This is a genomic window from Bombella sp. ESL0380, assembly GCF_009725805.1.
Lineage (GTDB): Bacteria > Pseudomonadota > Alphaproteobacteria > Acetobacterales > Acetobacteraceae > Bombella > Bombella apis.
Genome location: NZ_WNIH01000008.1, coordinates 1 through 15,569, shown reverse-complemented (window position 1 = coordinate 15,569; position 15,569 = coordinate 1). Strand labels below are relative to the sequence as shown.

Here is a 15,569-nt window from a genome sequence, read left to right as displayed (position 1 = left end):
TCGGGTCGTGCAGGACAGGCAGGCAGCAGGCAGGGAACGGGTGGGACATGGGCGGAACGGGGAGCAGGCGTGCCGTAAGGTGGCGGGTGCAGGCTGGTGCCGTGCTGGTTGCGGCGGGAGGCCTGTTGGCTGGGTGTGCGGCAACGCCCCCGCAGCATCCCAATAATATCTGCGACATTTTTCAGGAAAAACGCAGCTGGTATCACACAGCCATGCGGCAGGAGGCCAAATGGCACATTCCTGCATCCGTTCCCATGGCCATCATGAATCAGGAATCAAGTTTCCGGGCCAATGCACGGACCAGACGGACCTACATACTCTGGATCATTCCGTGGGGGCATATCAGTACGGCTTACGGCTATGCCCAGGCCAAGAACGAGATATGGCGTGATTACCAGCGGCAGACTGGCGCCGGTGGCAGCCGGACAGATTATGCCGACGCTCTCAATTTCATGAACTGGTATATCACCAACAGCCGGAAGGTGGATGGCATCCCCGTCACGGACGCCACGAGGCAGTATCTGGCTTATCATGAGGGATGGACGGGGTATCGTCGCCGGACTTACGCCAGCAAGGGCTGGCTGGTGACGGTGGCCCGCAAGGTGGGCCACCGTGCCCGGCAGTATCAGCAGCAGTATGATGCCTGTCGGGACAGGCTCAAGGGCGGCTGGTGGGAAAATTTCTGGGACTGGCTGTTCTGATCAGCCGCCCTTCTGCGGGCTTGTCAGGCCGTTGGCCAGGGCCGCTGCCGCACCGGGGCTGTGAGGAGCCTTTTTTGGTGCACCATCCCGGTCATCATGCCGTGTGTGCGGGATGACGTTACCATCCATGAGCACGTAACGGAACTGGCCATCCTTGATCTCTGCCAGGAAGATGTCCTCCAGTTTTTCGATGTTCCGCTTTTTCATGTCTTCCATAAGGGCTTCTTCGGAGAGGCCAACATCTTCAAGGTCATCAGCACGGACAACCCCGTCATAATAGACGATCAGTGCAGGGAGTTTTTTCTTGTCCGTGATGGCAGTAATGGCGCCGCTCGGCTCGATCTGGGCAAAGTAAACATCATCAAAGGAATAAATACCCTGGATGTTGAGCTGGGAGGCAATGTTGAGCATGTCGATCTTGTTGTTCTTGTCACGGATGTTCTCCATAAGGAAGCGGCCATCCTTGATGATCGGAATCTGCCTGCCGATGGTCACGTTTCTGAACATGTTGATTTTTCTGCAGAAGCGTGTCAGGGTGAGCAGGATACCAACCCCGATGAGCAGGGCGATGACATATTCATGGAAGGATATGTTGGTCGTATAAAGGACGCCGCCAACGAGTCCGCCGAGGATGAAGTTGCCGACGAGGTCGATGGCGTTCATCTGGGAGACCTGGCTGCGGCCAGAGATGTTGAGATAAGCAATGATGATGGCGAAGCCGGTGACCAGCTTCAGGAACATCCAGATGTTGAGAGCCAGATTCGGAAAGAGTTGGTGAAGCATCGGGGAGAACCTTGCTATGGGGAAGAGGGGGCAGCGGGTGTCCCCCTGCTGCCGTGTAAGGGAGATGCACCTTTGTATGCAAGGCTATAAGGGGCATTAATATCTTTTCAAGATGTTGCGATCTTTTTCCTGCCTGTTACCCTTGAGGAAACAGAACAGACATCGAATTTTTCGGAGACCGAATCAGGTCAGGCAAACAAGGAGTATTCATGAGCAAGCACACGAATTTTCCGATCCCCGATCAGGCCCCTGCTGCGGTGCTGCCCACGGGGCGCCTTGATATGATCCTTTTTGACTGTGACGGTGTGCTGGTAGGGGGGGAGCATCTCTCCACAGCGCTCATGTCCGAAGATGCCCGCAGCCATGGCTGGGACATCAGTGATGAAGAAGGCAACAAGCTCTTCGGTGGTGGTGAGCTGGCCAAGATTGGTGAGATGATCGCCGAGAAGACAGGTGACAAGCTCCCGGACAACTGGGACATGATCATGCAGGACCGCATTGTGGAGATGATGCGGAAGAAGGCGAAGGAAGTGCCCGGTGCCACGAAGATGCTGCGTGATGTCGTCAACGAGATTCGCCTGCCGATCCGTGTTGGTTCCAACTCTTCCGAGGCAGAGATGGAGGCCAAATTTTCCAGCACAGGGTTGGACAAGATTCTGAAGGAAGAGCGCATCCATTCCGGCCGTGACCTGAACATGCCCAAGCCTCGCCCGGATATCTACCTGCACGGGGCGAAGCAGGAAGGGGTTGATCCGGCGCATTGCCTGGTGCTGGAAGATTCGGATGCCGGGGTCGAGGCTGCCCGCCGCGCCGGCATGGCCTGCGTGCTGCTGCGTGACCTTGACAAGCCTGCCCCGTCCTGGCCGGGCCTGCTGCGTATTGCCCATCTTGATGAGTTCGTGCCGCTGCTCAAGAAAATCATCGCTGCACAGGAAGAGCATCGCAAGGGCTGAGACATCCTTGCCTGCTGGAGGCCGGAGCCACGCTCCCGCCCGTTTTGTTCATGATCCTGCTGGAGACCTGTTATGCTGACATATGACAGCCTGAAATCCCTGCCGCAGAAGGTGGCTGGTCCTGCTTATGACGTCCGCAAGGTGACGTCAGGCATTGTGCATTTCGGGGTGGGCAATTTCTTCCGAGCCCATCTGGGATACTATGTGGACCGTGTTCTGGCCCTGCCGGACCAGCAGCATTGGGGCATCACAGGTGTCGGGTTGCGCTCCGGTGGGAACTCCGACAGGAAGGCCGAAGAGTTTCGGGCACAGGAGGGGCTGTACTCCCTGACGGAGATTGCCGCTGATGGCAAGGCGGAGATCCGTGTCATGGGATGTTTGAGGGATTATCTCCAGGCGCCTGATGAGCCGGAGACGGTTCTCGCCCTTCTGGCGGACAAGGCCACGAAGATCGTCTCCATGACCATTACGGAAGGCGGCTACAATATTGACGAGACAACAGGGGAGTTCCGTACGTCTCTGCCTGCCGTGCAGGAGGACCTTGCCAACCCGAAAAAGCCCAGCACCATCTTCGGTTTTGTGGTGGAAGGGCTGCGCCGCCGCCGTGAGGCGGGTCATGGTGGTTTGACTGTCATGTCCTGCGACAATCTGCGGCATAATGGCGATGTGTCCCGCAAGGCGTTTGTCGGGTATGCCCGGGCTGTGGATGCGGACCTTGCCGAGTGGATCGATCAGAACGTGACCTTCCCCAATGCGATGGTGGACCGCATCACGCCGTCTGTCTCTGATGAGGGTAAAGCCAAGCTGAATGAGCGCAGCGGATTGGACGATCTCCAGCCGCTTCTGTCTGAGGATTTCATCCAGTGGGTGATTGAGGATAAATTTGCGGCAGGTCGTCCCGCCTTTGATAAGGTCGGGGTGGAGTTTACCGATCAGGTCAGTGCCTATGAACATGCCAAGATCCGTATGCTCAATTCCAGCCATCTCATTCTCAGTGCTGCGGGCATGTTGCTGAATCTGGAACTTGTGGACCAGGTTCTGGGTGAACCACGTGTGCATAAGTTTGTGGATTCTGTTCTGGAAAAGGATGTGATCCCCACACTGAAGGCTCCGCCGGGTGTGGACCTGCATAAATATAAGGCGACACTTCTGACCCGCTTCTCCAACGCTGCCATGGCAGACCAGGTAGCCCGTATTGCCTCGGATGCAACATCCAAGGCGCAGGTGTTCTGGACGGAAACAGTGCGTGCCGTGCTGGAGGGTGGCCGGGAGCGGACCCGTATCGTGTACTGCATGGCCCTCCTGCTGGAGCTGCTGCGGGGCAGGAATGAAAAAGGCGAGAAAATTGCGCTTCAGGAGCCGTTCCTGACGGCAGAACAGTTGAACATTGCTGCCTCTGATGATTTTGAGGCTTCCATCGGTCTGCCTGCTTTCGACAGCTGGCGTGATCTTCTGACTCCAGAGATTAAGCAGGAGATTGTGCGTGATCGGGAGCTGATCCGTCAGAAGGGTGTTCTGGCCAGCCTGCCCGTGTGATGAGGCGATGATCCGTTGAAAATTGATTGTGTGTAGAGAAAGGGAGGCTCCGGCCTCCCTTTTTCATGTTTGCTGTCAATCTTGTGGATAAAATTTTCTGGAGTGGTTTTTGGCTGTTCAGCGTCTCAACTTTCTTCTGTAAGGGCCGGAGAGGACTTGCCTCGGCGAGGTCATTAAAATTATATTTAATTCGGTAAGTTCTTTGACAATTAAAAAAGACTTATAATACAAATGGTTGCAGGAAGTCTGTTCCCCGCCTACGCGGGGATGAACCGTACACGACCGAGGTGGTGATCACTCAGTACCGCTGTTCCCCGCCTACGCGGGGATGAACCGCATCCGAGATGAGATTGCGAACGTGGTGGGTGCTGTTCCCCGCCTACGCGGGGATGAACCGATAGCAGTAACCCGCCAAATCAAGGTCGGACACTGTTCCCCGCCTACGCGGGGATGAACCGCATTACTTACTTTGTGAGGCCCGGAATACCGGCTGTTCCCCGCCTACGCGGGGATGAACCGGCGGCCGTGCCGAATGGTGGAGAACTGCTGGACTGTTCCCCGCCTACGCGGGGATGAACCGCACCGAAAGGGCCGCTGCGACACCCGCCACGCCTGTTCCCCGCCTACGCGGGGATGAACCGCCGCAACCCTCCCTGCCCTGCGAACGGAGGCGCTGTTCCCCGCCTACGCGGGGATGAACCGCAATACCGTACAGAAACACGGCGCTGATACGCCTGTTCCCCGCCTACGCGGGGATGAACCGATACATTGGCGGCTCCCTTCTTCTGGTTCTGGCTGTTCCCCGCCTACGCGGGGATGAACCGTGCGCCATCTCACGAAACGCAACGAGACCATTCTGTTCCCCGCCTACGCGGGGATGAACCGGCATAAAAAAACCGCCTCATGGGCGGCTGGTACTGTTCCCCGCCTACGCGGGGATGAACCGCACCCAGCGGGAGCCAGCAGCGGGCGGCCGGACTGTTCCCCGCCTACGCGGGGATGAACCGGTGCTCGGGGGATAGGGTAGTGCCCTCCGGCGCTGTTCCCCGCCTACGCGGGGATGAACCGCCTCCACGACCGACGGCAGCATCCAGACCGGTCTGTTCCCCGCCTACGCGGGGATGAACCGTGGCGGCTACCACCACATCCCCTGCTGCCCTGCTGTTCCCCGCCTACGCGGGGACAAACTCGGTGCCAGACCGCCATCACTGGCCTGTACCGAACTGTTCGCCGGTGGGTCATGGGGTGGTTGGTGGCATATGTGGTCGCCAGAGCCATTCCAGAGCTTCGGGAAGGGTCTGTTCGATGGTGGGGCCATCCACATGCCGGGCATTGCGGGCAAAGACAAATTGGTAATCATAGCCCTTGTCGGCCAGCACGCGGGCCATGTTTTCCCCAGCCAGCACCCAGTCATGCATGCCATCAGGCATGGACGGAACGGGGTAGAACAGGTCCTGGTCGCCTACTTCGTACCAGATGTGCAGCGGGGCCAGTGGTGCCGCCGGGATGAGCGCCGCACCGGGATGGGGGGGTACGGCTTCCGGTGTTCCGGCCCATGGGGAGTGAAGCTGCCATCCCCCGCCGGGCAGGGCGGGGTCGTGCGGCCATTGCTGGTTGACCAGCGAAGGAGAGTAGGCCAGCACCCGGTGATAGAGGTTGGGCCGGAACCAGGCCATGGCAAAGGCCGCTGCCCCACTGGAGCTGAACCCCATGGTGGCCCGTTCCTCCGGGTTGCGGGAGAGAGTGAGGCTGGCCTTCTTCTCCACAAGAGGGAGGACATGCGCCTCTACCCAGTCGGCATAAGCGCCGGACATGGTGTCATATTCCCGCCCCCGTTCACTGCCCTGGGCGTCGCCACCCCCGGCTCCAACGCCAATGACAATCATGGGAGGGATACGTTTTTCTTTCAGCAGCCCGTCCACCATGGCGAAAAGATCCCGTCCCGGATAGAGGCCATTATTGCTGCCATCACCAAAGATGAGAAAGGGAAGGGGGCGGTCGGTCGGCGTGTTGGGGGGGATATAGACATCCACCGTGCGGGTCCAAGGGGCCGGGTGAGCTCCGGGAACGGTCAGATTGGATGGATCGCCCGGCACGCTTGTGGAGACATGCACCATGCCTGCTTCCCCTGTGCTGGTGGTGCAGGGGGCTGGGTCATCCCGTACAGTGCCGGGGCTGTAGCCACTGGTCGGGGATGAGGCCAGCGTGAAGCTGATGATCCGCCCCTCCGGGAGCTGTATGTTCTGCCACTGTGCAGGGAGTGTGTGGGAGGTGCCAAGAATGTAGTTGCCTGTTTTATCCACAGGCGGCAGGGCGTTGTCGGGCAGGTCAATGGCTTCAGGATAAAGTGGATCATGTGGATCATGTATCGGCATGGCGCCAGAGCCACTCAGGCCGGATGTGTCGATGAAGAAAGGTTTGTGTGGTGCGGTTGTATTGGCCTGTGGGGGCTGGAGGGCTTTCAGGGGGACGCAGTCAGCAGAGGCAGCCTGTGCCAGGGTGGGGGCTGAAATACCCAGTATCAGACTCATGAGCCCGGTGCAGAGGCTGTACCGGAAAAAATGGATTTTGGTGCTCCATCGGAGCGGTGAAGGGCTTGAGGCAGAAAAATGCATGGCAAACATCACGGAAGAAGAAATATGGGACACATCGTGTCAGACGCTACCATAATTTGCCTCATCTCCAAGCCCTGCTGTCCCGGAAATGATGGGCCTTGACCCAGGGATCAGAGGCCCATCCTGCTGGATCAGCCCGGCTGGTGGGTGTCGATCAGCGCGGCAAGTTTTTTTGCATCCTGCGGGGACACGCCCTGGAGCGGACGGGGGAGCGCACCGGGTCCAGCCAGCCCCATGATCGTCGCCGCAGAGGCGATCACACGCAGGGAGCCACCATAACGGGCACTCATCTCCCAGAAGGGGGCGAAGATGGCCTCGATGCGGGTTACATCTTCTCTCTGGCCAGTCAGGGCCGCATCCGTCAGCTGGCGGGCCAGATGGGGGAACAGGCCACCCCATTCGGAGTACCAGATGCGGGCGCCCTGCATCAGGGCACCGGCGGCGGTCGGATCACCGCTGATGCCGGGGGAGGTGCTGTCAGGCAGGGCAGGCAGCAGGCGTTTCATCCGGGCGGCAGCCTCTTCTGCCGTGGGGGAGCCGCTGGGGAGCTTGATGGAACGGACCTGCGGCAGCTGGCAGATGCGCTGCATCAGGGTATCGGAGAAATGGAACTGTGTCGTGCCGGGGGTGTCATAGACGACCAGCGGCACGGACACATGGCGGCTCACCGTTTCATACAGGGTGAAGACCTCTTCGTCCCGCAGGGGGAAGTAACTCATCGGGGGCAGCAGCAGGGCTTTGACACCGGCTTTCTGGGCATCTTCGGCCAGCAGCAGCGTGTCCCGCAGGTTGATGGCCCCGATGCTGACAAGAACCGGCGTCGTGCCAGCGTGGCTGACAGCCAGTCGGGCGATCTTTTCCCGTTCGTTCCGGGTCAGGAAGGCATAGCTGCCGGTGGAACCGAGGGCACCGATGGAATCGACTTTTGCCTCGACCAGCCGGGCGATCAGTGCGGCGAAGCGGGCCTCATCGGGTGCGTCCTGGTGCATGGGGGTGATGGGGAAGGCACTCAGCCCCGTGAAGGAAAATGTCATGGTCTGTCCTTTCCGTGTACGGTCCCGGCCATGATGGCGGGAAAAAGGCTGCGCCGTATAGAAGGAATGTGACAGGCCGTGGTTTCAGCGGGGCAGGGGGCCTGCCCGGTACCGGCCCGGTGTCGTGCCGAATGTCCGGCGGAAGAGGCGGCCCATGTGGCTCTGGTCGGCAAAGCCTGCCTCCATGGCGGCTTGAAGGCTGCTGACACCGGCCCGCAGCTGCGTTTTCACATGGTTGAGCTGCTGGAGCAGGCGGAATGTCTGTGGTGATAAGCCGTAATGACGTTGGAAACGGCGGGAATAGGCCTCCCGGCTCATGTTGGCCTGTTGGGCAAGACTCTGGATGGACGTCGTGAGCGACATGTCCTGCATGGGCAGGGGAAGGCGCGGTGGGGCGGCCAGATGGACATGGGACGGACGGTCACCAAGGCAGTGCTGGATGAGGGCGGCGCAGTCTGCCTGGTCCAGAGGGAGACCGGGTGTGAGATAGAGGTTCAGGCAGAGTGTCTGCCCGACACGGGCTGGATCGGCATCCTGCGAAACGTGGGGCGTACCCGCAGGAATGAGCAGGGCCTGCCCCGCCGTGAGGTGGACGGGCTGGCCAGCGATGAGAAAATGGCGACAGCCGGAGAGGATGAAGGCCAGCTGGTCTTCCTGATGGAAATGCAGCGGCAAGGCGAGCGTGGTGCCCCGGGCCATGCTCATTTCTTTCACGTCAGGATGGCCTGCCCGCCAGTAGTGCCACGGGGGGCCGGGAGGCATCAGGGAGGAGGAAAGAGGGAGCATGATGTGGTGCCGGGGCGTCGTCTGGTCCTTGATAGGGGGGGCAGGATAACCTGCCTTCCGGGGGAGCGTCCATCTGATCTGGAGGGCACCAAAAATAGAATGACCGGTCTATTCTTTGTGGACAGAACAGGTCTTTCCTGATAGGATTACAGCATGACAGTTGCAGAAAAGCATGAGCAGGCCCGTCGGCGTATTCTGGAATCTGCCCGCCCTCTCATTGGGCTGCGGGGGTTTTCTGCCGTGGGGCTGAGCCAGATTCTGGAGGCAGCTGGTATCCCCAAAGGCTCGTTCTATCATTATTTCGAGTCGAAAGAGCATTTCGGGGCTGCCCTTCTGGAGCTTTACAACGAGCAGTATCTGGTCAAGCTGGAAGCTCTCATTGCGCAGACGGGCAGGACCGGGTTTGAGAAACTGTCTCTGTATTGCCAGTGCTGGGTGGATGCCCAGCAGGATGGCTGCCTCAATGAGAAATGTCTTGTCGTCAAGCTGGCGGCGGAGGTGTCCGATCTTTCGGAGAGGATGCGGCTGATCCTTGCCGAAGGCACGACCCGGATCGTGGACTGTCTGGCCCGTATCGTCGAGGAGGGGCAGAAGGATGGTTCCATCACGAAGGCGCTGCCCGCCCGGTATCTGGCGTCTGCCGTGTATCAGACGTGGCTCGGAGCCACTCTGTTGGTCAAGGTCACGCACCAGCAGGCTCCGTTCGAGGAGGCTTTCGAGGCGACCCGTCATCTTGTGACAGTCTGAATCATCCCGGTTTCCTGTCTTTTTTCGAAGCAGGAAAGTTTTTTCGGGAAGGGTCTTTCATTTTCGAGATGACCGGTCTATTTGTTGAGTGTTCCCGATGAAGGCTCAGGGCCGATTCCCTAAAGGCTTTGGGACCAGGGAGAGAATGGTATCTCACATGGCCGTTAAAGATGACCGGTCTATTATGTGATCTGGTCTGAAAGAGCGGCAAGGAGGACAGCATGGATAATTTTGAATTCTATAACCCGACAAAAATCCTTTTTGGCAAAGGGATGATTGCCAGGCTGGATGAGCAGATCGACCAGCAGGCCCGGGTTCTTGTCCTCTATGGTGGTGCCAGCGCCGAGAAGAGCGGTACGCTGGGTGAAGTCCGCAAGGCATTGGGGCAGCGGACATTCTGCGAATTCGGCGGGATTGAAGCCAACCCGACTTACGAGACGCTCATGAAGGCTGTCGAGGTCGCCCGCAAGGAGAAGGTGAATTTCCTTCTGGCTGTTGGTGGCGGTTCCGTCATGGATGGCACGAAATTCGTTGCTGCTGCCGTGCCGTATCAGGGCGAACCGTGGGAAATCCTGCTGAAGCAGGGTGAGACGGTCCAGCAGGCCCTGCCGCTGGGAACGGTCGTGACACTGCCCGCTACCGGGTCGGAGATGAACAGCATTGCCGTGATCTCCCGCAAGGAGACGGGCGACAAGCTGGCTTTCTCGAACCCGCACGTCTTCCCGGTCTTTTCCATTCTGGACCCGACCCGCACTTTCAGCCTGCCGCCCCGGCAGGTGGCCAATGGTGTGGCGGATTCCTTCGTCCACGTGATGGAAGCGTACATGACCCTGCCGCAGGATGCGATGGTGCAGGACCGCTACGCTGAGGGCCTGCTGCTGAGCCTGCATGAGATTGGCCAGCGCATCACCAGTGCTCCTGCTGATGACTACGACCTGCGTGCCAACCTGATGTGGGTGGCAACACAGGCCCTGAATGGTCTCATCGGGGCTGGCGTGAAGCAGGACTGGGCCACCCATGCCATCGGCCATGAGCTGACGGCGAAATACGGGATCGACCATGCCCGCACGCTGGCCATCGTCTTCCCGGCCATGCTGAAGGAGCGTCGGGAGCAGAAGCGTGCCAAGCTGCTGCAATATGCCGCCCGTGTTCTGGGGCTGACGGAAGGCACGGAGGATGAGCGCATCGATGCCGCCATTGCCCGTATCGAAGCCTTCTTTGAAGGGCTGGAGATTCCGGTCCGTCTCTCTGCCTACGACATCGACCGTGCTGGTATTGATCCCATCATTGCCCAGCTGGAAGAGCATGGCATGACAACTCTTGGTGAACATCAGGACATTACGTCAGAAATCAGCCGCAAAGTTCTGGAAAGAAGTTTGTAAGGTTCCAATATCTGGTTGGGGTGCGGCAATGGTCCGTGTTGTCGCTCCCCAGCCGACCTTTGGGCAGTGATTCAACACTGTCCATATCACACCCAGGTTCCGCTGCAGGGACCCGGGAAGAACGAGGTGTATCATGGCATTTGCCACTGTTAATCCTTATACGAATGAAGTTGTCAAAGAGTTTCCGGAAGCAACGGAACAGGACGTTCAGGCCGCCCTGGCCCGGGGACATGAGGCTTACGAAGCATGGCGGGAAACCAGCTTTGAAGAGCGCGCCAAGCTCATGAAGAACATCGGTGCCCTGCTGCGCCGTGATGCGGAGAAGCTGGCCCGTCTGGCTGCGCTGGAGATGGGCAAGGTGCTGGCCGAAGGGAAGGCCGAGGCCATCCTGTCTGCCCAGATCTGCGAATATTATGCCGAGAACCTGGCAGAGCTGCTGAAGCCGGAAGACCTGAAGCTCTCCGACCCCAAGATGGGGCGTGCCAAGCTGGTGTATGAGCCGCAGGGCATCGTGCTGGCCATCGAACCCTGGAACTTCCCGTATTATCAGGTGCTGCGCATTGTGGCGCCACAGCTTTCTGCCGGTAATGCGGTCCTTCTGAAACATGCAGGCAACCTGCCGCAGTGTGCTGCTGCCTGCCAGGAGCTGGTTGAAGAAGCGGGCGCACCGAAGGGGCTGTTCCAGAATATCTACATGCCGCACAAATTCACGGAGATGGTGCTGGATGATCCCCGTACCTGTGGTGTGGCGTTGACAGGGTCCGAGCGGGCCGGGTCCATCGTGGCTGGTGCTGCTGGCAAGGCTCTCAAGAAGGCGACCATGGAGCTGGGGGGCAGCGATGCCTTCATCGTTCTGGATGATGCCGACCTTGAGAAGACCGTTAAATGGGCCGTGTTCGGCCGCCACTGGAACGCCGGTCAGGTCTGTGTCTCTGCCAAGCGCATCATTGTGGTGGACAGCCTTTATGACCGCTTTGTGGAACTGTACAAGAAGGGCATTGCCGAGCTGAGGGCCGGGGATCCTTTGGACCCGAACACCAATTTCGCTCCTCTTTCTTCCCAGCAGGCTGCGGATGATCTGCGTGAAATGGTGGAGAAAGCCGTCAAGCAGGGAGCGAAGGCTGAGACCATTCCTGTAGCCGTGCCTAACCAGGGGGCGTTTTTCCAGCCGGTTGTTCTGACGGAACTGGATGAGAACAATGAGGCCCGTCATTGGGAGTTCTTTGGCCCGGTTTCCCAGCTTTATCGTGCCAAGGATGAGAACGATGCCGTTCGCATCGCCAATGACTCTCCGTATGGTCTGGGTGGCGCCATCTTCTCCAGGGATGAAGCCCGGGCAGTTCGTGTGGCGTCCAGGATCCGTACCGGCATGGTGTTCATCAACCACCCGACCACGACCAAAGCGGAACTGCCTTTCGGCGGTATTGCCCGCTCCGGTTATGGGCGTGAACTTATGAGCCTTGGGATCAAGGAATTCGTGAACCACAAGCTCGTCAATGTCATGGACATTGACTCTCCGTTCTGAAGAACGGGCTGGCCCGTATCTTTGGTCATGAAAAAGGCGGCTCCATCATGGAGCCGCCTTTTTTCGTGTCTGGAGGTTTTTATCGCCCCAGCATGGAGCCCATGACACCGTCCCGCCGGATGATGCCGTGCAGCAGGGCCGCTCCGATATGGGCGAGAATGAGCAGGATCAGCCCATAGGCCAGAAGACTGTGCAGGCAGCGCAGGACACCCCACAGATGGGGATGGAAGCCCATGAGCGGCGGGATGTGGCAGCCCCCCCACAGGGTGATCGGGTATCCGCCAGCCGAGAGCATGGCCCAGCCGACCAGCGGCAGGGCGATCATGAAGCCATAAAGCAGGATATGGGAGAAATGGGCGGCCAGCTTCATGGGGCCGGGCATGTCCATTGGCAGGGCAGGTGTGTGGTTGGCAAACCGGTTGACAAGCCGGATGACCACCAGCAGCAGGAGCAGGAACCCCACCGTGCGATGCAGCGTGAAGAGACCGGCATAGTGGATGGTGGAGTCATGCGCCATGACCAGCCCGACAAAGAGCATGACGATGATGAGGACCGCCATCACCCAGTGCAGCAGGATGGAGAGGCGGGGGAAGGGCGTAGCATGGCCTGTATTCTGTGGAAAAGACATGGGTTACTGGCCCTTCTCGTCTTGTGTGAGGGTCGGACTGGCAACATCGCCCGGCGTGACCATGCTGGGTGCTTTGTGCTCGGCAGACCGGGTTGCATAGGACCTCATGTAGACTGACGAGCGCAGGGCCAGCAGCGGGTCGTCCGAGGCGTTGATTCCGTCAGGCAGGATGGTGGGGTCGAACACCATGGGGCCACAGGGGCTTTCATCCTCGCTGTAGGCCTTCGTGAAGGTCACCGTGCCGACCGTTACCTTCTGGTCCGCATTGTCCCATGGTTGGCTGGAGTCGTTGACCGGGTCTCCTTCACGGGCCACCGTGGCAACGATGTTCCAGCGGAGGGGCCGTTGATCCAGCGTCTGGACCAGCCGTTTGAAGAGATAGTTGCCATCATTGGCGCCACTGCCGTCAGCCGGGCTGAAGGGTTCCTGCGCCACGGCGGCCCAGCGGACGGCTGTCTTTTTTCCAGCTTCATCTGTCAGGATGAAGCTGTCGAGGCTGTTGTATGTGTCGTTGGTCAGGTCGGATGTCTGCTTGTGGGCTTTTGCCTGTTCAAAAGCCGTTTTCAGCCAGGGGCGCTGGGCTGCATAGGCCTGAACGGCCACAGGGTCGGGCCTGTGGGTGGCAGGGTCCAGCTTTGCGGCTCCGAAGAAAGCGTAAGCATCGGCAATATCCCGCATGGACTGGAGAGGGGCATCCACCAGCGCCAGCCGCCAGTCATCACCGGATGGGGAGCGTATCTGCATGGAAAGGCTGCGGGCCACGGCGGGATTGTCCGGCAGATACGGCAGTGGCGGAGCCAGTGAGAAACGCCCCATGACAGGCAGATGCTCGCCCCTGAAGATGCCGGAACGGGACAGGGCCCGTCCCTCTGGAGAGGGATCAAACCAGCCGGTGGTACACATGCCTTTGGCATGAGCACGGCGGAAGCCATCACCCGGAGCCCCAGCATTATGGAAGCGCTGCATGAAGTGGGAAGGAGATATGGCGGCCGGACTGAAAATGTCGGCCGTCCAGGCCAGCAGGCCACCCAGACAGAGTGGCGGCAGAATGACAGCCGCCCAGCGGGCCGGACTGCCCTTGCGGGGGGAATGCGCCATTGGATGCTCTCCTCAACAGGTGACGAAACTAATTCGTAGGCTGTATCAGATGTTACCAGTGACGGGAAGAAAAGTGGACGGGCCGCACCAGAAGACTCCACCCGCCGGACGGGGCGGGTGGAACCGTTCTTTGCCTCAGGGCATCGCCCCGATGGGAAGCGGCTTGAGGTGGGCATTGGTGCCACGACCTACGGCATCCGGGGCATCATGGGTCAGGTCCTCATGGGCCTCGGGATGTTCGGAGGCATTGACGTCACCAACCTGCTTGGGATGGTGCAGCCCCTCATACTGGAAGGCACCGACTGACAGCGTCTCGGCCATCGTGGGAAGGTTCTTGGAGTCCCACCCGCCGCCAAGGCTGCGGATCAGCGAAACATCAGCCTGATACAGCCTTGTGGCCACCTCCACCTGCGTGATGCGGCTGCGGAGGGTGTTTTCCTGGCTGAAAATGGCATCCAGATAGGTGCCCACACCGCCCTGATAGAGCGTCATGGTCATGTTCTGGGTTTCCAGATTGGCATTGACGGCCTTTTCCAGAGCCTGGTTTTCCAGATTCAGGCGGTTGGTGCGGGAGAGACCATCCTCCACTTCCCGGAAGGCGGAGAGGACGGTCGTGCGGTACTGGTCCCGTGTCTCCCGGTAGGCGGACCATGACCGCTGGAGTTCCGCCCGATGTACGCCGCCATCAAAGAGCGGAATGTTCATGCGGGCACCGTAGGTCCAGAGCGAGTTGGCCAGATTGGCCAGCTTGAAGCCGTTGGCCTCGAACCCGGCATCCGCATTGAGAGAGAAATGCGGGTAGAAGGCGGCACGGGCAATGCCGATGGCCCGGTTGGCCTGGGCCATCTCACGCTCCGCACTGGCAATGTCGGGCCGCCGCTGGAGCAGGCCCGAGGGCACGCCCGCCGGAATGTTGGGCTGGTGGAAGTCCAGCGCCTTGACGGGGTCGATGTGGAAGCTGGAGGGCGCACTGTTGGTCAGCACGGCGATGGCATGTTCCGTCACCTCACGGGCGGCCTGGATGTCATACAGGGCGGCCTGCGTGGTGTAGAGCTGGGCTTCTGCCCGGGCGAGGTCCAGCCGGGGGGCCGCCTTGTATTTCAGCTGGGTGCGGGTGACATCCAGTGCCCGGTTATAATAGGCGATGGACTGCTGGTAGATGGCGATCTGCGCATCATAACCACGCAGCTGGATGTAGTCGGTGGCCAGCTCGGCCTCCAGGCTCAGCCGTGCCATGGCGAAGCGGGCGGCCTCCTGCTGGGCGGCCTGCCGGTTCATGCGGACACGGTTGCGGATGGCGGACCAGATGTCCGGCTCCCACGAGGCCAGACCGGCATATTCTTCCTGCGTCTGGGTCAGCGTGGCCCCGTTGCGGAAGAGCCTGTCTGCTGACTGCTTGTTGTCCGACCCGCCTGCATCAAGGCTGAGATGCGGGAGCAGGTCCGCCCGGGCTTTGGCCACGAGGGAGCGGGCCTGAAGGAAACGCTCGGCGGCGGCCTGGAGGTCACCATTCTCGGCAATGGCCCGGTCTTCCAGCTCGTTCAGCAGCGGATCATGAAAGAGCGTCCACCAGTCGCTGGGGAGAGTGGCATCGGCGGGCTGCGCCACGGCGAAGGGGGCCTGCCCCTGCCAGCTGTCCGGCACGACAAAATGCGGCGGTTCGTAGCGTGGGGCGAGGTCGCAGGCACCGAGGCCCGTCAGGGCCAGCAGGCTGCCACCGAGGGCAGCCCGGCGGGCAAGACGGCCCAGCCTGCGGCGGGGCTTCTTCATGGAGGGAGAAC

At 60.0% G+C, this 15,569-nt stretch carries 13 protein-coding genes and 1 CRISPR repeat array; of the genes, 6 read left to right on the top strand and 7 right to left on the bottom strand.

Features of this window, described 5'->3' with window-relative positions; translation table 11 throughout:
* The first annotated feature begins 47 nt into the window (after window positions 1-47).
* A complete protein-coding gene (locus GM608_RS07935) occupies window positions 48-701 on the top strand; it encodes a hypothetical protein (protein ID WP_219811875.1) in 654 nt (217 codons plus the stop codon).
* On the opposite strand, the gene GM608_RS07930 is transcribed toward GM608_RS07935, so the two are convergent.
* On the bottom strand, window positions 702-1,484 hold the full coding sequence (locus GM608_RS07930; protein WP_081562378.1) for a DUF421 domain-containing protein: 783 nt from the start codon (window positions 1,482-1,484) through the stop codon (window positions 702-704). It lies immediately after the preceding gene.
* Between the two features lie 281 nt (window positions 1,485-1,765).
* Between GM608_RS07930 and GM608_RS07925 the strand changes: the two genes are divergently transcribed.
* Window positions 1,766-2,437 carry an HAD family phosphatase gene (locus GM608_RS07925; RefSeq protein WP_052348991.1) on the top strand — a complete coding sequence of 224 codons (672 nt, stop codon included), beginning with the start codon at window positions 1,766-1,768 and terminating at the stop codon, window positions 2,435-2,437.
* Window positions 2,438-2,509: 72 nt separating this feature from the next.
* Window positions 2,510-3,973: a mannitol dehydrogenase family protein gene (locus GM608_RS07920; RefSeq protein WP_081562377.1), complete on the top strand. Its 1,464-nt coding sequence runs from the start codon at window positions 2,510-2,512 to the stop codon at window positions 3,971-3,973.
* 246 nt (window positions 3,974-4,219) lie between these two features.
* Window positions 4,220-5,163: a CRISPR direct-repeat array (repeat unit 29 nt; unit sequence CTGTTCCCCGCCTACGCGGGGATGAACCG).
* Window positions 5,164-5,211: 48 nt separating this feature from the next.
* Here GM608_RS07920 and GM608_RS07915 read toward each other — a convergent pair.
* From GM608_RS07915 to GM608_RS07905, 3 genes are all read right to left on the bottom strand, one after another.
* Window positions 5,212-6,504 (bottom strand): alpha/beta hydrolase-fold protein, encoded by a 1,293-nt coding sequence (locus tag GM608_RS07915; RefSeq protein ID WP_333645353.1) that lies wholly within the window; start codon window positions 6,502-6,504, stop codon window positions 5,212-5,214.
* A 215-nt stretch (window positions 6,505-6,719) separates the two neighbouring features.
* Entirely contained in the window at window positions 6,720-7,622 is a 903-nt protein-coding gene (locus GM608_RS07910) for a dihydrodipicolinate synthase family protein (RefSeq protein ID WP_333645352.1), read from the bottom strand.
* An 84-nt stretch (window positions 7,623-7,706) separates the two neighbouring features.
* A complete protein-coding gene (locus GM608_RS07905; RefSeq protein WP_333645351.1) occupies window positions 7,707-8,321 on the bottom strand; it encodes an AraC family transcriptional regulator in 615 nt (204 codons plus the stop codon).
* A 240-nt stretch (window positions 8,322-8,561) separates the two neighbouring features.
* On the opposite strand from GM608_RS07905, the gene GM608_RS07900 reads away from it, so the two are divergent.
* The 3 genes from GM608_RS07900 to GM608_RS07890 all read left to right on the top strand — a co-directional run bounded on the left by GM608_RS07900 (window position 8,562) and on the right by GM608_RS07890 (window position 12,062).
* The gene (locus GM608_RS07900; RefSeq protein WP_086431560.1) at window positions 8,562-9,155 is read left to right on the top strand and encodes a TetR/AcrR family transcriptional regulator; all 594 of its coding nucleotides are present in this window, start codon (window positions 8,562-8,564) and stop codon (window positions 9,153-9,155) included.
* 221 nt (window positions 9,156-9,376) lie between these two features.
* Window positions 9,377-10,537: an iron-containing alcohol dehydrogenase gene (locus GM608_RS07895; RefSeq protein ID WP_081562922.1), complete on the top strand. Its 1,161-nt coding sequence runs from the start codon at window positions 9,377-9,379 to the stop codon at window positions 10,535-10,537.
* A gap of 133 nt (window positions 10,538-10,670) precedes the next feature.
* Entirely contained in the window at window positions 10,671-12,062 is a 1,392-nt protein-coding gene (locus GM608_RS07890; protein ID WP_333645350.1) for an NAD-dependent succinate-semialdehyde dehydrogenase, read from the top strand.
* A 79-nt stretch (window positions 12,063-12,141) separates the two neighbouring features.
* Here GM608_RS07890 and GM608_RS07885 read toward each other — a convergent pair whose 3' ends face one another.
* From GM608_RS07885 to GM608_RS07875, 3 genes are all read right to left on the bottom strand, one after another.
* A complete protein-coding gene (locus GM608_RS07885; RefSeq protein WP_192848720.1) occupies window positions 12,142-12,690 on the bottom strand; it encodes a cytochrome b in 549 nt (182 codons plus the stop codon).
* A 3-nt stretch (window positions 12,691-12,693) separates the two neighbouring features.
* Window positions 12,694-13,788, bottom strand: a complete 1,095-nt coding sequence (locus tag GM608_RS07880; RefSeq protein ID WP_333645349.1) for a catalase — start codon at window positions 13,786-13,788, stop codon at window positions 12,694-12,696.
* A gap of 135 nt (window positions 13,789-13,923) precedes the next feature.
* Complete coding sequence (locus tag GM608_RS07875; RefSeq protein WP_333645395.1) at window positions 13,924-15,558, bottom strand: efflux transporter outer membrane subunit; 1,635 nt, start codon at window positions 15,556-15,558, stop codon at window positions 13,924-13,926.
* Window positions 15,559-15,569: the final 11 nt, after the last annotated feature.